Genomic DNA, 18,012 nt, shown 5'->3' on the forward strand with positions numbered 1-18,012 from the left:
TAGATATGGCTGAAGCCAAGAACAAACGCAGCAAACAAACGGTATTGTGTCAACTCCAAGAGTGGATGGCCGATTTGCCCTTGTACATTAAGGGTTTATTCGCTAATCTAAGCTGCGAAAGTTGAGTAAATAACTAAAAATAAGCAAGCGTATAAGCAGTTTACGATTGGCGATTGTATGTACAACCGCTCCTTGCTTACGAGGAGAATAAAAATGAATACCAATTATCAGCTGCTTGAGATCGAATTCGATTATAACGGGCAACATCAAGTGATTACGCCTGTTCTTTTGCAGGATGAACACGAACGGATTCTTGTGGATTGCGGTTATCCCGGTTTTATTCCGCATCTTGAGAAAGCGCTTGGCCGCTATGGAATCGGCCTCGAATCGATCACTCAAATCATTGCGACCCATCACGATATGGATCATATCGGATCGATGGCGGAGCTGAAGCGTAAATTTCCGCACATTCAAATTATAACGCACGAGCTGGAAAAGCCGTATCTGGAAGGCAAAGGAAAATCGCTGAGGCTTGAGCAAGCCGAGTCGTCGCTGGAGGAGATGCCTTCCGAAGCGAAGCCGTATGCGGAACAGTTTATCCGCTTCCTGCAATCAATCGAGACGGCGGAGGTGGATCGGACCGTATCCGGCGGCGACACGCTGCCCTGGTGTGGCGGGATCGTGATCGTTCACACGCCCGGTCATATGCCGGGGCATATCTCGTTGTACTTGCCGGCAGGCAAAACGTTGATCGCAGCCGACGCGGTTGTGATCGAGGACGCGAAGCTGGCCATCGCCAATCCCCAATATACGCTCGATCTGGAAGAAGCGGTCCGTTCGGTCCGTCGCTTGCTTGAATACGACATCGAGCAGCTCGTCTGTTATCACGGAGGGGTATTTCATGGCGACGTACGGCAAGCGCTGCATGAACTTCTCCGGGCCTATCCGATCGATGGAACGAACGCGCAAGTATAAGCGGGATTACACATAATCCCATTCCTTTTAGAAAAAGGCGGGGCAAGCGCAGCAAATCGGCCATTAACCGGTACTTCTGCCTTTGAATTTTAAAAAATGGTTTACCAAACGGCAGTTTTTTGATACTATTATCGCAATATGAAATGCGATGAAGAGACGAGTAAATAAATAAATTCTTTCACAGAGAGCCCCGATCGGCTGGGAAGGGGTAAAGGGTTATTTATTGAAAAAAGACTCTGAGCAGCATGTCGGAACTCAGGCGAGGGATGGCGTGCCAGGAGCTCCTGTTATAGAGCTAGAGTATAAGCATTACGACGTGATGCCGTACTTAAAGAGGCCGGTATGGCGACATACCAGCGAATCAGGGTGGTACCACGAGTATAAGATCTCGTCCCTAAGACCAAGTCTTGGGGGTGGGATTTTTTATTGTTGCCTGAATGTTTGCGGCGCCGTCAGAGCTTTTGTTGCGATTAACAATCGCTGCAGGGAACCTGAGCACCGAAACGGATCGTTTGAATAGTACATTAGTAGAGGATCGAAGCATGCGTCGTTACGTTCCGGGAACGGGCGGCCGTGCAGAGAGGTCTCTCTCCGGGTTGGATGATGGATCTGTCGAAAATTCCTATGTATAAATAACAGAACATGTATATCAGAAAGGAATGGATCGCTTATGTCTCAAAAGCTAAAAGCAGGTATCGTCGGAGGAACGGGCATGGTCGGCCAGCGGTTTGTCCAATTGCTGGATCAGCACCCTTGGTTTCAAGTTACGGCAATCGCGGCAAGCGCCGGGTCGGCTGGCAAAACGTATGAAGAGTCCGTAAAGGGCAGATGGAAGCTGTCCACCCCGATTCCGGAAGACGTCAAATCGATTGTCGTTCAGGATGCTTCCAAGGTGGAGGAAGTTGCGTCAGGTGTAGATTTTATTTTTTGCGCCGTGGACATGAAAAAGAATGAAATTCAAGCGCTGGAAGAGGCTTATGCCAAAACAGGCACGCCCGTTGTTTCCAACAACTCGGCTCATCGCTGGACTCCTGACGTCCCTATGGTTATTCCCGAAGTGAATCCCGAGCATCTGGATGTCATTGCCGCCCAAAGAAAACGTCTTGGCACTTCGACCGGTTTTATCGCAGTTAAGCCGAACTGTTCCATCCAAAGCTATGTGCCTATGCTTCATGCTCTGGCCGATTTTAAGCCGACCCAAGTCGTGGCTTCAACGTATCAGGCGATCTCCGGCGCCGGCAAAAACTTTACCGATTGGCCGGAAATGCTCGATAATGTCATCCCGTACATCGGCGGGGAGGAAGAAAAAAGCGAGCAGGAGCCGCTGCGCATCTGGGGCAGCATCGTCAACGACGAGATTGTTAAGGCGAGCGCGCCGCTCATTACAACCCAGTGCATCCGTGTTCCGGTAACGGACGGACATCTGGCTACCGTATTCGTATCGTTCGAGACAACACCTTCGAAAGAAGAAATTCTCGCACGCTGGTCGAACTACAAAGGCCGTCCGCAGGAGCTGGGGCTGCCAAGCGCGCCGAAGCAGTTCATCACGTATTTTGAAGAAGAGAACCGGCCACAAACCCAACTGGACCGCGATATCGAGAACGGAATGGGCGTGTCGGCAGGCCGGTTGCGCGAGGATTCGCTGTACGACTTCAAATTCGTCGGACTGTCTCACAATACGTTGCGCGGAGCGGCGGGCGGCGCTGTTCTGATCGCCGAGCTGCTAAAAGCCGAAGGGTATATTCAAGCAAAGTAAGGGTAGCGAATCGAATAGATCAATTACAACAGCAGGTTTCCGATTATTCGGGGCTTGCTGTTTTTTTGCTTTTGTAAGGAAAAGATCGATCCTGCAGTAAGAGTCGGCAGTTCGAGTTGATTAAATTGATTTACATCTATTTCAATATAAATGTAAACCACAAATTGAATGTTGTAGCATTCCATTAAAAAGTTACTCCGGTAACTAAATCAATCATTGACTTATCGCTCGAATCGCTCTAGTATTTATATTGAAAAGGGAATATTTGTAAACCAGTAATAATTAATAAATTATACATCAATGTAGATATCTTGGTACATTCCTGTCGGTCCACTTGCATGTCCGGTAATAAAATCTCCCTTTTCCAATACAAGCTGGAGGGCAAAGCGATGAATGATGAAAAGCAAATGAATCGCAGGAATTTGCTTGCGGCAATCGGAACGGCAGGAAGCGGAGCGGTATTATACCATGTTCTCCAAGGTGCGGGAGGCGGAGCCGGGGTGGTTCAGGCGGTATACGGCGGGGGAAGCGGCCCTCATACGAACGGGCTGATCATAGTTGATTCCATTCAAACTTTACGCGGGCTCGATCACACGGTAGCGACGAACGTGTATGCGGCAGGATATTATTCACCGGGGGACGGCGGCGGAGGCAATTATGCATTCGATGGCGCCGATACGGCAAGCCCGGATAACGGAGGCACCATCATCGTAGCCGCAGACGGAGGCAGGTGGAAATTGTCCCACGCCGGCCTGATTTCCGTCAAGCAATTCGGCGCTACAGGGAACGGCGTTACGGACGACGGAGCCCGTATACAGGCGGCGACCGATTCGCTTAGCGGCAAACGGCTGTTTTTTCCGAAAGGCGTGTATATCGTTTCCTCGATTACGATCTCAGCTTCGATCGAATTTAGCGGAGAAGGACCGGAGTCCATCATCAGGCAAAAGGCTCTGTCTAACCGGAACATGATCCAGGTAAGCGGGAGCGGAACGCAAGTCTCCATCTTCGATATGACGATCGATCAGAACAGCGGGAATCAAACGTACGGCCAAGGCAAATTTGCGCTTAACTGCACGGCTGTCGGCACCGGCGTATCGCGTCCGGCGATCCTGCATGTCGAACGCGTCCACATGACGAATACGTGCGAAGGAGCCATTCGCTTTCTGGGCGACAGAACCGAAACGAACCGGGAGATGCTTCGCGTCCTGCGCTGCCGGTTCACGAACGGTTCGGAGAGCAGGTCGAGCCCGGCTTATAACACGTTCACGATTTATATAGCGGATGCGGCCACCGCGACGATCGACGGATGTCATTTCGAGCATACTCCGGCGGAAGCGGGCGAAGGAATTCCGGCCATTTCGGTTGCCGGAACGAACGTATCGTCTCCGGAATACTCGAAGCTTTCCATTACGGACAATTACATCAGCGGGTATGGACGGTTTACGAACGGGAGCGGCATCGGCGTGATTGACATGTATATTTGGTCCCGCAATGTCGTCGTCACCGGCAACCGGCTGGAGAACAGCCACGTAGCTCCGATCCGGGGCAAGGTGAACGCCGACAATATGATCATTTCCGGCAACATCATTCAGGGTGTTACTCAGCACATTCCTGCGAGCGGGTCCGGGATCAGCCTGGTCCCCGCTACTGTCGGGCCGGTCGCAGGACGTTACGTAATAACGGACAATGTTATCAAAGGCAGCGGCTTCAGAGGCATCGAGATAACCGGGACGGCGGACAACAAGCCGGAACTGGTGGACATATCGGGCAATATGATTGATACGGTCGACGATATCGGAATTTATGTGGGTTACTTGAAACATTTCTCGATCGTAAACAATACGATCTCCGGCTCCGGTGCAAGCGGCATTACGTATGCGTTGTGCGAAGGAATCGGGAGGATTGCCGGCAACTTGATCCGCTCTGCGGGGAGAACGGGAATTGGCTATATCGGGGTGCAGAAAAGCTTGAGCTTGTCCATTGAAGGCAATATGCTGGACTCGCCGTCGAGTCAAGGAATCGCAGTGGAACATGTCGGGGAGCTGCTTCTGAGCGGAAATATGGTGAAAAACGTAATCTCCGTGAACGGGACGCAGCGGGCGTTCCGCATAGGCGGAACGTCAGCCGTAGATACGGCCAGTATCCAGAATAATGTCGTGAGCGGCACGGTTGCAAGCGGAGCTATTACATACACGGGAGCCGGCGTGTCCACACTTCATGAGGCCGGGAACAGCTGGAATGGAGCTGCGAAATACGGTACGGCAGCACCCGCAGCGGGAGCATACGCACGGGGCGATCTGGTATACAACACGCTGCCTTTGCCCGGAGGCTGCATCGGCTGGGTGTGTACGACGGCGGGTTCGCCGGGCACATGGAAAGCGTTCGGAACGATCGAAGCTTAAGGCAATCGCCTAGATCGCCGCCCGGCAAGCGTCGATAGCTCTGGCACAATTCATCGCATCTATCCAGAGCATCGATGCCGCCGGCGGACCGGCTTCGGGACCGCATAACTCGCCTCCGTTTCCACAACTCAGAGGCTACCGCGATTACAGGCTTCGTAAACGAGGTGAACGGGCAAACGTTGGATATGATCACGACGAACGGCAATACGAGCATCACCCATAATACGACGATCAAAACCAATACATTGGCGACAAAATTGTTAGAACCAAGCAGGTTGTACCGGTTCAAATGCATATCGGGCACGTGGTATGAGACGAATTAAGCCGGCCTCCTTTGGGCTTAAGTGAGGCAGATCCTTCCGCGGCGTTGCCCGCAGCCGGAAGGTTGGGAAAGTGTCTATTCACAAGAGTTCGTATACGTATGACGGGACAACGTGTACCGGTCTTCAAACGAAAGGACCTCAACTTCCACTGTAGCGTGGAGGCTGGGGTCCTTTTCTCGAGCAAAATCAGGAACCGAATAGGAGCGGTTTGCAGCCTTTAATTTGTCCGAAATCCCGCGTGGACACGGAATAAGAGCGGTTTGAAGCTGCTAATATCGGCGAAAAGGGCGCAGGCTCCATCCGTCGGCGGAAATAAGAGGTACGAACCGCCTCTATTCGTCGCTGCCATCGCAATTTACCGATAATAGGGGGTGCCAGAGAGGCTGTCGATTCATTGTGTAGAAGTGTTAGCAGGCCGTTCCAAGTGAAAAATTACCTTCTTCTACTCAAACAGGTTGTCCGGAATCCCTTGGTTTAATAAGGATTGTAAGGTAGGGGGTTCCAGACAAAACTCGCCAGAAGGTCATCTTTTCCCTTCCCACATGGTTGTCCTCAATGAATCGACAGCCTCGCCAGAGACTTTTATCTGCTCTTCACGCCTCTACAACCGGTGCTCCAAACGATACTGCTTCGGAGTTACGCCGCAATTGTTCTTAAAGACACGGCTTAAGTAAAACCCGTTCTGGTAGCCACAGCATTCGGATAATTGATCCAGCGTCAAATTCGTTTCGACGAGCAGCTTCTTCGCTTTCTCAAGCCGCAGGGCGGTCACGTATTTGATCGGCGTCGTTCCCAGCTCGGCATGGAACTTCTGGCATAACTGCGCACGGCTCACTCCGAGGGAGGCGGCTAACGTGTTCAGGCTGAACCGCTCGAACGCCTGGGATTGCATCAGAACGGTCGCCTTCCGGATCAGCGGATCTAGCGAGCCGGGAGCTTCGGCGGACGGCAGCTGCTCCGCCTGTTCGCAATACATCAGCCAAATATGGTGCAGGCAATGCCTGCGTCCGATCATGCTCCATCGCTCATCCAGATAATGATGCCGCTTCATGGCGGCGTAATCGTCCAGAAGCCTCTCGGTGTCGTGCAGACTTACTTTGCCGACCGGAATGCGGTCGAGCCGCAGCGGGTCGAGCTCGTTGCCCTGGTCGTCGCCCCAGCCCATCCGGAGAACGAACAAGGTGACCGGAGCGATCACGACGCGTTTGAAATTAACGCCGGGAGGACAGAACACCAGATCGCCGAAGGAAGCGGTTGCACAATGGTCTTCGATCTCGTAATAAAAGGACCCGTCTTCGACCGCAAAGACGAGCCATTCGGTTTGCACACTCTCGTATTGAAAAAACTGCTCGCGCTTGACTACGTGCTGAAAATAGGTGAGACGCGGGATATGCCCGCATAAAGGAAAAGACATCCCAACCTCTCCCCTCGTCGGCCAACGAACGGATCACGCCCGGCAGGCAATTTTTTGTATATGGATTAGATTACAAAAGTGTATGGTGAAAGTAAAGCGTTTTCTCCTACAATGAATAAGGGAAGCGGGCCTGCTGAAACCGAATACAAAGAAAAGGGGAGCGCTAAAAATGAAGCTGTCGAAATCAGTAACGGGTGTAGTGGGGACGGGTCTTGCCGTCGTTATGCTGACCGGCGCTTGCGGGTCGGCGGACAACCAGAAGAACGGGCCGGCTCCGGAGGCGGCTCCGAAGTCGTATGTCGACGAGCCGGCGGAGCTCGTTATTTTCGGGGCGGTCGGCAATACCGAAGAGGTATGGAACGAGAGATTCGGGACTGCGCTTAAGATGAAGTTTCCGAAGTACAAATTCACCTATATTCAAGGCACGGCCAAAAATACGCTGCAAAGTAATATTGCCGCCGGCCAGACGATCGATCTCATCCACGACTCGCTCGGCAATATGCGCGCGAACATTATCGATAACGGGTTTCAGTACGATTTGTCGACGCTGATGAAGACGCATCAAATCGATACGAGCCGGTTCGAAACGGCGGTGTTCGACGCGCTCAGCGACAAGGGGAAGCTGTACGGTTTTCCGCTGCATGACGGCGGGCTGGTGATGTATTACAACAAAGATATTTTCGATAAATTCGGCGTCGATTACCCGAAAAACGGCATGACGTGGGATGAGGCGATCGCGCTAGGTAAACGCTTAACCCGCTTCGAAGACGGGATTCAATACCTCGGCCTCGGCGTATCGATCAATCATATGCTGACGATGAACCCGTATTCGCTGCCGTTCGTCGACGAAACGGGCGCCAAAGCGGCGATCAACAACGACGCATTCCGCAAGCTCATCAGGAAGTCGATTCTCGAGCCGACCGAGGCTAACGGATACCGTCAATATTTAACTTCGGTGAACAAAACGATTAATAACGATAATTTCATGAAAGATAAAAATTTGGCCATGTTTGTCATGAATTTTTATTTGCAATTGCAGCCGGACTTCAACACTTTTAACTGGGGAATCGCAAGCTTGCCGGTGTTCGGCGACTTGCCCGGCGTCGGTTCGCAGCCTTACCCGAACGGGTTGTTTATTACGAGCACGAGCAAGTACAAGGATCAGGGGATGGAAGTGCTGAAGTTCCTCGTATCGGACGACTTTCAAATGCAGCTGTCGCGGAAAGGGTTCATCCCTGTCGTGAAGACGAAAGCGGTCCGGGATGCGTTTGCCCAGGATACCACCTTTAAGGATAAACAGATCGTCGAAGCGCTGTATACGAACAAACCGGCCGCCCCGATGGCGCGTTCGGCGAACGAAGGTTTGGTGCTGTCGCCGCTTGGCGCGAATCTGGCTAAAGTGATCATGGGCCAGATGGATCTGAACACGGCGCTGCGGCAAACCGAGGAGCAGGGGAATAAAGCGCTGGAAGAGGCGGTGCGCAAATGAGTACGGGGCGAAACGGCGGGCAGACTGTTACCCTCCCGCTGCCGGCGAAAGACGAGGTTTATGGCGATTACGACATCATGGTGTTCGGCGGCGGATCGGCAGGATGCACGGCGGCCATTCAGGCGGCCCGGGCCGGCAAGCGTACGGCGCTCGTGGAGAAAAACGGCATTCTCGGCGGGACGACGATCGTAGCCTCGGTTAATTTCCCCGGCCTGTTTCACGCCTGGGGCAAGCAGGTCATTCGCGGCATCGGCTGGGAGATTATCGAACGAACGGCGGAGCTGGGCGGCGCGGAGCTTCCGGATTTCTCCGTCGTTCCGCCCAGACACTGGAAACATCAGATATTGGTGAACCGGTTTCTGTACAGCGCCGTGCTGGATCAGCTCTGCCTGGAGTCGGGCGTGAGCCTGCGGCTGCACGAGATGCCTGCTGCGGTACTCAAAGGCGAAGACGGCCTGTATGTCGCGCTCGTTGGCAAGTCGGGGCTGAGATGGTTCAAGACGCGCAAACTGGTCGATGCGACCGGGGACGCGGATGTGACGGGCATGATGGGATACGCGCGCCGGAAAGGCGAGGTACTGCAGCCGGGAACGCTGATCAACGATATCGGCGGCTACGATCCGTCGGCCGTCGATCAGAGCGAACTGAACCGGCTGTACGAAGAAGCGTTCCGGAGCGGGGAAGTGGACCGCAGCCGCAACGGACTGTATAACGACCTGAGAGCGGGACGGATCAACATGCACGTTCAACATATCGACGGCTCGGAATCGGAGTCGAGGACGGCCGCGGAAGTGAAGGCACGGCGGAATTTGCTGGACACCGTACGGTTGCTCCGCCGGGTGCCGGGCTGCGAGAAGCTGGAGGTTCGCTACGTTGCGAATGAGTGCGGCATCCGTGAAACGTGGCGCATCGACGGGGAAGCGGAGGTAGACGAGCAGTCGTACGTGTCCGGTTATGTGTGGCCGGATGCGGTATGCTACAGCTTTTACCCGATCGATCTGCACCATCACAGCGGCTACCATATCGAGCAAAAATATCTTCAGCGCGGTATCGTTGCGACGCTGCCTTACCGGGCGTTGATTCCGAAGGGAAGCGACGATCTGCTCGTCGCCGGACGATGCATATCGGGCGACCGGATGGCCAATTCGGCCTTCCGCGTGCAGGCCAGTTGCATGGCGACCGGACAGGCGGCCGGCATGGCCGCGGCGATTGCCGCCGGGTTGAATTGTTCGGTGCGCAACGTTCCGATGGAGCTATTGCGCGAACAGCTGGAGCGATCCGGTGCGATTGTACCGGAAATTCCGATTTCGTCCACGTAGTAGGCCGCTTCCCTCTCTTCCTACAGTGATCCGAAGCGGGGAGACCGTCGCCGGAGGACCTTCGGGCGTTTCCGTCTGGCGCAAGCGACTCCGACACCGGCTTCGCTCTGATTATACGAACTACCGGCACAGCGCGTTTCCGCGTACATGTAGGGTAAACTCATCCATTGGAATGCATCATCCCCAATGATAGAAGTCCGGTATTTTTATTTTCGCAGGGAGATCAAGCAGGATGCTTCTGTTCAGGGAACAGGGGCATCTTTTTTTTGTTGAAAAAAACTTGGGGTGATGGCTGTGAGCCAAGATAGCCGCCGCAACCCGCACAAATAGGATCATCCAACGATCCTCCTGACGATTTCGTAACCCAAAAGGATGTTTCACGTATTAAGATATAAACATGATCCGACGAATTTATTGCGGCGTGAGTTCCATTCCGATTTGATTCATGGTGTAACCTCATTCTCCTTACGGGATCCATGTTAAACAACAATAGAAATTGAGGGAATCCTATGAAACATCCATATACAGATCATGCCGACGCCTGGTACCGGTTGGCCGAGCGGAAGGCGGCCCAGTATTTCGCATCGCTTGAAGCGTTGGTCAGGGACCGGACTTATGCGACTGCTTTGACGAAAGATTTTCAATCGTGGCAAAGGAACCATATTCATCGGTCTTGGCTATCCTTGTTGCTGCGGGGCAAGAACAAACCTGACTCCCGGGATTTCAATAAATACATCCGGTGGCTGAACTTTACGGGGAAACTGGACGATTACTTGGACCGAAGCGTCTCCTACATGTATATGAGGGATCTGGGCCAAGCGCTCGATTCGCCCGTCACGTTGTCCCGGATACAACGTATGGTCGCCGATGTCAAAAGCCGTCTGATCCGTTCCGCCGCAACCGCCAAAGGGAACGAGTCCGAAGATTTGAGCTTGGCCGGACTGTACCGGTGGGCCCGGAAGGAAGGCGTGGAGAGCGCGACGATCTGGGTCATCGACAAGCTGAAGAACGTATCGGCCCATATTCCCGAAGAGATGAACGCGGAGCATGCGCTGCGCAAGCTGATCAAAATTATCGTCGGCGTCGTCCTTCATGTCGTCGAAGAGATGGGGGACGAGGCGCCGCCTGCGGAACGTGCCCGCAGATTGGATGAGGCGATCCGGCTTGGTTACTCGTACGGCTTGTCGTATCCGTTTATCGACGATCTTCTCGATTCCGGGGTGTTAACCGACCGGGAGAAAGAACGGTATTCCCGCATGATCCGCACCGCGCTGCTCACAGGATCGGTGCCTGAGCTGGGCGAGTGGAGCGGAGCGAACCTGAGTATGGTGCGATTTGTGCATGCGGAGCTTCGGGACGCTTTTGAGTATATTAAAAGCTACCAGCGGCCGGAGACGCGGCAACCTTTTTTTGAGCAGTCCTACGTGTTTTTCCATTCCCAGGATACGGACCGCAACAAGAAACTGTCGGATGCGGCTTACACCAATGAAGAGCTGTATGTGCCCATCATCATTAAATCCTCTTCCTCCCGGCTTATTGTCCGTTCGGTCATTAGCGCTGCCGCAGACGAAGGCTTCGATACTCGAACGTTTTACTACGGCATCTACAACCAGCTTGCCGACGATTTGGCGGATATGTTCGATGATAGCAAGATCGGAGCGGTTACACCTTATACCTATTATTACAAATACCATCGCCAGCGCCCGGATCTGATCAATCCTTACGAGCTGTACTGGGCGGTGATCTCATATTTGATTCATCACGTATACCGTTCCGACGCCAAGTCCCGCGAGGTCATACTGGATCGGGCGATCAATGGGCTGCAGCGGTTCAAGAAACGGATCGGCACGGATACGTACAACGAAGTGATGAACGTGTTTGCCACCGGAAATCCGGAGTTCCACCGACTTGTCCACTATATGGTGCAGCGGGCGGAAGACGTGGATTTCTTCGATAAACTGCTGCGGGACCAGTTGATCCATGTGCTGAGAAGCGACCGGGAAGAAAAGGAACATTTCCGGAAGACGCTCGACACGGTCCGCCAGCAGATCAATGACCAGTTGAGCATCCATAAACCTGAAGGAATTCCGATTATGAAAGAATCGCTTATCGATGCCGCGAACTACAGTCTGGAAGGCGGCGGCAAACGTCTGCGGCCGATCCTGACCTGGGTGATGGGAGTTCAGGAATACGGATTGGGGGCAGCCGCGATCGTGCCGCTGCTAAGGTCGCTGGAATATATGCATACCGCCTCCCTAATCTTCGACGATCTGCCTTCGCAGGATAATGCGTCCACCCGCAGAGGGCGTCCCACCGTGCATCAGGTGCACAATAGCGCGACAGCGGAATTGACCGGTTTGTTTCTGATCCAAAAAGCGATTGAAGAGCAGTCGTCACTGCAGTCTTTCGACGCTGCGACCGTGCTCGAGCTGATCCAATATTCGTCCCGGCGGGCAGCTGATATGTGCGTGGGCCAGGCGATGGATCTCGATTCCAAAGGAAAACGGCTGACGCTGGAACAACTGAACGCGATCTGTTTTTACAAAACCGGCATTGCCTTTGAAGCGGCTCTCGTCATGCCGGCCATACTCGCCCGGATCGGCGCGGAGGAGATCGAAGCGTTGAAGAAATTCGCTTATCACGCGGGGATCGCCTTCCAGATTAAAGATGACCTGCTCGATGTCGAAGGGGATCTGCTCGTGCTAGGCAAGCCCACCGGTCAGGATGCGGAAAATAACAATTCGAACTTCGTGACCGTACTCGGTCCGGAAGGCGCTCAGAAAGAAATGTGGGAGCATTACTGTCTGGCGGTGGAACAGTTGCAGACGATGCCCCGCAATACCGCATTTTTAAAGCATTTAGTAACGTATATCGTTAACCGTGAATGTTAACTTAGCAGATAGCTGGAAAGGAGGTCATCCGTTATGATCGTGGCGATCCTCCTGTTTGATGGACAAATGAAGGGATGCATTCGGCTCGGATGCCGTTGAATATAGAGGGGCAGCTCCCGCGCACCGTGAAAGCAAGGCGTGCCGGAGCTGCTTATTTTGTTCGGCGTGATGCCTCTTTCGTTTAAATCGGATAGAATAGAGTTATATTGTTTAAAGATACCGTTGCACCCGCTAAGTCTTATTACCGGATAATCGGCGGGGTCAGCCTATATTTGGAGATATCTTGAAACCTTTGAAGCCCGTAATACGTCTGACTTGTCAAAGGAGTGGAGTGACATGAGAACCTTGAAAAAGCTTCATTTGCTCGCCTTGCTTTGTTTTGTCATTCTGTTGGCCGCATGTGGCCGTTCCGCAGGATCTGCCGGTCCCGCTCCGGCCAACCCTTCACCGGAACCGGTCACCGAGCAGAAGGGACCTGCGGTCAAAGCGATGGACAAAGGCCATATCGTACAGAAGGACGGGAATCGGTGGCTAATTACGGCCTATGCCGACAAAACCGGCACACCTTCCATCGACGCCTACTGGTTCACCGTGACCGAGCAGACGGTGCTGGAGACCCGTCTCGGCCAAACGGTTACACCGGATAAAATGGCGGTCGGCGCGCAAGTGGAGGCTTGGCATACGGGGAAAGTGGCGGAATCGTATCCGGCTCAGACGACAGCAGCCAAAATCGTCATGCAGGAGGAGCAGGTCAAGCTGCCCGAAGGTACGATCAGCCAAACGGCAGCGGTACAGTCCGCCTTGCAATCCTTGACCGGAACAACGGCCGCGACGGCCGTCAAAAACGTCTCGCTGCAAACGGATGACGGCTACTGGAAAGTCGAGCTCGTCCGTCACGAAACGCCCGATCAACCGCAAACGATACGCATTGATGCCCGCTCCGGCAAAGTGATCCCGACCCCGGTAGCGGAGAACGACGCTTTCCGGATTTTCGCGCCCAAGCCGGGAACGAAAGTTCCCAAAACGTTTACCGTGGAAGGCGAAGCCCGGGTATTCGAGGCTGCTTTCAGCTGGGAGTTGGAAGACGGCCACAATATATTAGCCAAAGGCCATGAGATGGCCGAAGAAGGGGCTCCGGCGTGGGGGCGGTTCAAATTCGAGGTCAGCTACGAGAACGCCTCGCAGCCGAATCTGATGTTGATTTTGTTCATCCACAGCGCCAAGGACGGCTCCATCCAGCATCAGCTGATCCTTCCGTTGAAGGCTTCCTAAGCATACTAGCACCTGGTTTTGCCAGAACGAGCCGCGCAGATCGCGGCTTTTTTTGTTGTTGCGCGCCTAGCCAAGCCAGACACAACGAACCGGCATTTGAATCACACAAAATGATAAGTATTGCGATTGTTCGGATATTCGAGATACGCAACGCCTGTGGTAAGGTGAAATTACTGTAACATATGGTGTTCAAATATCCTAATTGCAGATTACATAACAAGGGGATGTAGGGAAATGAAGTTGAAAACGTACGTTTTACCGTCAAAGCCTCAGTTGGAACAAGTGTGTTCCGCAAGGTGCAGAGAATGGCTGGAGGAGCAATTTAACCCGGTCTGGAACGAAACGGATGAGGAGTATACGCAAGAGAAGCTGATGGAAATGATCGCCGATGCTGAAGTAATACTGACAAGCTGGGGATCGCCCGTGCTTACGGGGGAGATGCTGGCGAAAGCTCCGAAGCTCCGCTACATCGGCCATGCTGCCGGCACGGTTAAAAAGCGTATTCCGAAACAAGCGTTCGCTCAAGGAATCGGCATACATTCCGCTGCGCCTCGACTTGCATGGAGTGTAGGCGAATATTGTCTTTCCGCATTGATGACCTTGCTCAGGAAGCTTCCGCAGTTCGAAGCGAACTATCGCAATGGCGGCTGGAAGCTTCAGGATGTCAGAGGGAACGAATTAATCGGCAGAACGGTAGGCATCGTATCGGCCAGCTCGACCGGAAGAGCGTTTATCCAACTGCTGAAGCCGTTTCAAGTGAACATTCTGCTGTACGACCCGTACTTGAGCGAACAAAAAGCGCAAGAGCTGGGGGTGCGGCGTGCAACGCTGGAAGAGGTGATGGAATGTCCGATCATTTCGATCCATGCGCCATCCATCCCGGCGACGGACAATCTTGTTCATGCGGATCTGATCCGCCGCATCCCGGATGGCGCCATACTAATCAACTCCTCGCGAGGGGCCGTACTGGACGAGGAAGTTTTGTTCGCGGAACTGAGAACCGGCCGGTTCTACGCCGCTCTTGATGTATTTACGAAAAATCCGGCGAAAGATCCTTCGCTTCGCTGGCTGCACAATGTGTTATTGACGCCTCACATAGCAGGGGATACCGTGGAGGGCCATCTGTCGCTGATGGAGGAAGTAGTCGCCGATATATTGCGCAAAGAACGCAACGAGCCTACTCGCTTCGAAGTGTATGAACATTTATGGGAGATTTTAGCTTAGACTGCGATTTGAACGGTAACGGATCGTTGGCATGTGCAGAATCGCTGCACAATGGAAGTCATGGAGGCAGCGTAATCCGACTAATCGATTCCCTTGTTCGGAAGTAATGTATACGGTTTCATGACGGCGAGTAAGTCTGCTGCACATGTAAAACGGGTTACCGGCCTCATCTCGAGGTCGAGTAACCCGTTTCTTGCTGACGAGTCTGAAAGTTGAAGCATGGTGCGGAACGTTTGTTTTAGATCATTTTTTCTGGGGGAATGCGTTACATCATCTGGTAAGATGAATTGTGATTGAATCCGAAGCCCGGGCTTTGGATTAGATTGGAGGTATGCATTTGCCGGGAAGAAAAGTACAAAAGCCGGCCGCTCATGAACTCATGGAGTTGCATGTAGCGGCGCTGTTTACGCATGACCGGAGCATGAGGCTGCAGACAATAAACGAGCCGTGGCCGGGTGAGGCGGCTGCCCCCCGCTTTTTTTTGGGACGGACGATAGAGGGGACGAGCGTTTGCCGGTTCCGGCACGATGTTCCGAAAGAGCTCGTCAGACAGCTGGAAGATTTGGGCGCAGACGAACCGAAGGTGACGGATTTCCGGACGAAGCCGAAGCATTTCGCAACCTATATGAATTTGCTTCAGGGGGTTACGTTTACGACGGGGCCATGCTTCGAGATTCCCGGCGAAGCCGTTCCGTCCATGCAGGTGACGGAGATTACGCGCGGGAATATGGAGGGACTGCTGCACGGTGGTTTCGAATGGCTGGCCTCCGAGATTGATTTCGCCCAGCCCTGTGTGGCACTTCTGCACGAGAATCGGGCCGTCTCCGTATGTCGCAGCGTACGCATCACCCCGCGTGCGCATGAAGCGGGGCTCGAGACGCTGGACGAGTTCCGCGGCCGGGGATACGCCGCGGCGGTTGTAGCCGGTTGGGCCAAGGAGGTACGGAGGGCAGGGGCGGTCCCGTTGTACAGCACATGGTCGGACAATCTCGCTTCCCAACGTGTAGCGGGCAAGTTGGGCTTGTTCTACTACGGAGTCAACTTTACGATCGTATGATCCGGTGTTTCTTATGTTCTTCTGCAACATCCGGGGCGCCGGAGCCGTCAAAAAGATAAGTTGTTGACGGGGAGAGAAGCCGATGAAAAAGCTGATATTGGCGGTATGGATCGCCATGTTCGGAATGTGGAGTGCCGTGCCTGAAGCGCAAGCGTTATCCTGTGCGCCGCCCAGACCGGTCAACGAAGAGATGGATACGAGTTCGGTCGTATTCAAGGGAACGGTCATCGAGATCAGAAAAGGGGGATTGACGATCTTTCAAGTCGATCGAGCTTGGAAAGGCGTAGACGGTCCCCGTGTGCAGATTTATGACAACGGCTGGGACCCTTACACGAAGGGTGCCGACTATTTGGTGTTCGGCGGCCACCGGGAAGGACAGCTCCGAACGAACCTGTGCGGGCGGACCGGAACGTGGGACCCGGCCAGAGATGAGGCGATGAAGGGGGCCGGGGTTCAGCCTGCTGTATTTCAAACGGAGCAAGCCCCGGTTGCAGGCGCACCGGCTGAACAAGCTGGGCGGTATACGGTGGTTCTCGTATTGGCTGGAATCCTGTTGGTCGCCATTTCGGGAATCGTGTTGTACAGGAAAAAAAAGAAAACGACGTAGCGGAGCCGGTATGATGTAACATCCGGCTGTCCAGATCGGGGGGGCTTCCGTATAATGGGGAGGACATGATTGTCGACCTGATTAGGGAGAGGAGTTGGCCTCATATGTACGAACATCTGGTATCATTTCGTTTCAAAGCGCCTCTAACCTTTGAGAAGGAGCGGGAATTGCTGGACGCGCTGCATTCGTTCCGAGGAAATATTCCAGGCATCGTGGAATTAACCGCCGGCATCAACGTGACGGAGGAGACCGGCAACATCCACGGGTACACGCTCGGCCTGCGCGTTACGTTCGAAGACCGGGAAGCGCTGCGGTTATACGGACCACATCCGCTGCATCAGCGGTTCGTTCAGATGCTGGACGGAATTCTCGACAACGTAGTCGTCGTGGATTATCCGGTCAAGGGTAGTCCGTAAGCTGCGGAAGCACGGATCGAACCGCCCGTTCGCAAGCCGGAGGCCGAAGCTGCAGGTATCCGGCTTGCGTTGTCTCGGGACGCGTGCATCCGCGGTTATTACGGGAAGTCCAGATCGTCGTCGATCGTCCGGAATACTTCTCCGATTTTGCCCGGGTAACTCCGCTCAAGCTCTTCCCAGGTTGCGACAGGCAATATGACAAATTCATGCGTATCGGACAAGTAAGAAGCCTCCAATAAACGCACTTCATACCGGTCGCGCACGATCGACTGGAATCCTCTGATCGTGATGTACCGGTCCTTCGGAGAGAAGCTGAGCGGGATCGAATAGCTGCGGCCGTCGTACACGACATTCAGCCCTTCGTCCGTATTTTCAACCTCTACCTGCTCCGGAATCATTTTTCCGAATAAAAGAACGATGTCTTCGTCAAACTCCCGCCAATCCACCGCCACTCCATAAATAATCGCGAACGCCTGCACGATCTGGTCCCGGATCGGCTCTCCGGACCGTTCGGTCCAATCCTCTTCTGAAATCCCTCGACGTTTTAAGGTCATCTTGTGCTCCGCTATAAATTGCCGCAGCTGCAAGTCGTTTTCCTCAAAAAGAATCGACATTTCGGCACTCGTCGGCATCGGCATGTGTTCTGTCTCCTCCTTGGTATGCGAATACAATCGATTTCCGTATCACGCATTTTTATACAGATGACCTGTCCCATAACTTGGTCATTTTCCTAGTTTTGCATGTCGGACTTCATTTGTATATTCGACCAAATGACTATTTTAAGAGCGTTCTAGGATAAAATATGAAAAAATGTAGTTGCAACTATGAATTTACTGGAGTAAAATTCAGGTGTAAACCTCGAAGGGA

The 18,012-nt window shown here is 53.4% G+C and carries 14 protein-coding genes and 1 other annotated feature; of the genes, 12 read left to right on the forward strand and 2 right to left on the reverse strand.

What is annotated here, in order from left to right; genetic code table 11:
- Nucleotides 1-213 precede the first annotated feature (213 nt).
- The 4 genes from PV433_RS06115 to PV433_RS06130 all read left to right on the forward strand — a co-directional run bounded on the left by PV433_RS06115 (nt 214) and on the right by PV433_RS06130 (nt 5,456).
- Nucleotides 214-975, forward strand: a complete 762-nt coding sequence (locus PV433_RS06115) for an MBL fold metallo-hydrolase (RefSeq protein WP_332071295.1) — start codon at nt 214-216, stop codon at nt 973-975.
- A gap of 139 nt (nt 976-1,114) precedes the next feature.
- Nucleotides 1,115-1,374: a binding site (T-box leader), on the forward strand.
- A gap of 271 nt (nt 1,375-1,645) precedes the next feature.
- Nucleotides 1,646-2,731, forward strand: coding sequence for an aspartate-semialdehyde dehydrogenase (asd, locus tag PV433_RS06120; protein WP_332071296.1), 1,086 nt, complete (start codon nt 1,646-1,648; stop codon nt 2,729-2,731).
- A gap of 389 nt (nt 2,732-3,120) precedes the next feature.
- Nucleotides 3,121-5,133 (forward strand): right-handed parallel beta-helix repeat-containing protein, encoded by a 2,013-nt coding sequence (locus PV433_RS06125; protein ID WP_332071297.1) that lies wholly within the window; start codon nt 3,121-3,123, stop codon nt 5,131-5,133.
- A 179-nt stretch (nt 5,134-5,312) separates the two neighbouring features.
- A complete protein-coding gene (locus PV433_RS06130; protein ID WP_332071298.1) occupies nt 5,313-5,456 on the forward strand; it encodes a hypothetical protein in 144 nt (47 codons plus the stop codon).
- A gap of 601 nt (nt 5,457-6,057) precedes the next feature.
- Here the strand turns inward: PV433_RS06130 and PV433_RS06135 are convergent.
- Nucleotides 6,058-6,870 carry an AraC family transcriptional regulator gene (locus PV433_RS06135; RefSeq protein WP_332071300.1) on the reverse strand — a complete coding sequence of 271 codons (813 nt, stop codon included), beginning with the start codon at nt 6,868-6,870 and terminating at the stop codon, nt 6,058-6,060.
- A 169-nt stretch (nt 6,871-7,039) separates the two neighbouring features.
- Between PV433_RS06135 and PV433_RS06140 the strand changes: the two genes are divergently transcribed.
- The 8 genes from PV433_RS06140 (at nt 7,040) to PV433_RS06175 (ending at nt 17,145) form a co-directional block, all read left to right on the forward strand.
- Nucleotides 7,040-8,359 carry an ABC transporter substrate-binding protein gene (locus PV433_RS06140; RefSeq protein ID WP_332071301.1) on the forward strand — a complete coding sequence of 440 codons (1,320 nt, stop codon included), beginning with the start codon at nt 7,040-7,042 and terminating at the stop codon, nt 8,357-8,359.
- A complete protein-coding gene (locus tag PV433_RS06145; protein WP_332071302.1) occupies nt 8,356-9,678 on the forward strand; it encodes an FAD-dependent oxidoreductase in 1,323 nt (440 codons plus the stop codon). Before PV433_RS06140 ends, PV433_RS06145 begins: the two co-directional genes overlap by 4 nt.
- A 509-nt stretch (nt 9,679-10,187) precedes the next feature.
- Complete coding sequence (locus tag PV433_RS06150) at nt 10,188-12,569, forward strand: polyprenyl synthetase family protein (RefSeq protein WP_332071303.1); 2,382 nt, start codon at nt 10,188-10,190, stop codon at nt 12,567-12,569.
- 336 nt (nt 12,570-12,905) lie between these two features.
- A complete protein-coding gene (locus PV433_RS06155; RefSeq protein ID WP_332071304.1) occupies nt 12,906-13,841 on the forward strand; it encodes a Gmad2 immunoglobulin-like domain-containing protein in 936 nt (311 codons plus the stop codon).
- Between the two features lie 234 nt (nt 13,842-14,075).
- A complete protein-coding gene (locus tag PV433_RS06160; RefSeq protein WP_332071305.1) occupies nt 14,076-15,065 on the forward strand; it encodes a hydroxyacid dehydrogenase in 990 nt (329 codons plus the stop codon).
- Between the two features lie 331 nt (nt 15,066-15,396).
- A complete protein-coding gene (aac(2')-IIb, locus tag PV433_RS06165; RefSeq protein WP_442951484.1) occupies nt 15,397-16,122 on the forward strand; it encodes a kasugamycin N-acetyltransferase AAC(2')-IIb in 726 nt (241 codons plus the stop codon).
- An 82-nt stretch (nt 16,123-16,204) separates the two neighbouring features.
- Entirely contained in the window at nt 16,205-16,729 is a 525-nt protein-coding gene (locus PV433_RS06170; protein ID WP_332071307.1) for an LPXTG cell wall anchor domain-containing protein, read from the forward strand.
- Nucleotides 16,730-16,833: 104 nt separating this feature from the next.
- Complete coding sequence (locus PV433_RS06175) at nt 16,834-17,145, forward strand: Dabb family protein (protein WP_332071308.1); 312 nt, start codon at nt 16,834-16,836, stop codon at nt 17,143-17,145.
- 98 nt (nt 17,146-17,243) lie between these two features.
- Here PV433_RS06175 and PV433_RS06180 read toward each other — a convergent pair whose 3' ends face one another.
- On the reverse strand, nt 17,244-17,783 hold the full coding sequence (locus PV433_RS06180) for a hypothetical protein (RefSeq protein ID WP_332071309.1): 540 nt from the start codon (nt 17,781-17,783) through the stop codon (nt 17,244-17,246).
- Between the last annotated feature and the right edge of the window lie 229 nt (nt 17,784-18,012).

The organism is Paenibacillus sp. GYB004, assembly GCF_036577605.1.
Lineage (GTDB): Bacteria > Bacillota > Bacilli > Paenibacillales > NBRC-103111 > Paenibacillus_AB > Paenibacillus_AB oceani.

Excerpts from the sequence above, each read along its gene's own strand:
- PV433_RS06115 (WP_332071295.1), top strand. The coding sequence starts at position 214 with ATGAATACCAATTATCAGCTGCTTGAGATCGAATTCGATTATAACGGG.
- asd (WP_332071296.1), top strand. The coding sequence starts at position 1,646 with ATGTCTCAAAAGCTAAAAGCAGGTATCGTCGGAGGAACGGGCATGGTC.
- PV433_RS06125 (WP_332071297.1), top strand. The coding sequence starts at position 3,121 with ATGAATGATGAAAAGCAAATGAATCGCAGGAATTTGCTTGCGGCAATC.
- PV433_RS06135 (WP_332071300.1), bottom strand. The coding sequence starts at position 6,870 with ATGTCTTTTCCTTTATGCGGGCATATCCCGCGTCTCACCTATTTTCAG.
- PV433_RS06140 (WP_332071301.1), top strand. The coding sequence starts at position 7,040 with ATGAAGCTGTCGAAATCAGTAACGGGTGTAGTGGGGACGGGTCTTGCC.
- PV433_RS06145 (WP_332071302.1), top strand. The coding sequence starts at position 8,356 with ATGAGTACGGGGCGAAACGGCGGGCAGACTGTTACCCTCCCGCTGCCG.
- PV433_RS06150 (WP_332071303.1), top strand. The coding sequence starts at position 10,188 with ATGAAACATCCATATACAGATCATGCCGACGCCTGGTACCGGTTGGCC.
- PV433_RS06155 (WP_332071304.1), top strand. The coding sequence starts at position 12,906 with ATGAGAACCTTGAAAAAGCTTCATTTGCTCGCCTTGCTTTGTTTTGTC.
- PV433_RS06160 (WP_332071305.1), top strand. The coding sequence starts at position 14,076 with ATGAAGTTGAAAACGTACGTTTTACCGTCAAAGCCTCAGTTGGAACAA.
- PV433_RS06170 (WP_332071307.1), top strand. The coding sequence starts at position 16,205 with ATGAAAAAGCTGATATTGGCGGTATGGATCGCCATGTTCGGAATGTGG.
- PV433_RS06175 (WP_332071308.1), top strand. The coding sequence starts at position 16,834 with ATGTACGAACATCTGGTATCATTTCGTTTCAAAGCGCCTCTAACCTTT.
- PV433_RS06180 (WP_332071309.1), bottom strand. The coding sequence starts at position 17,783 with ATGCCGATGCCGACGAGTGCCGAAATGTCGATTCTTTTTGAGGAAAAC.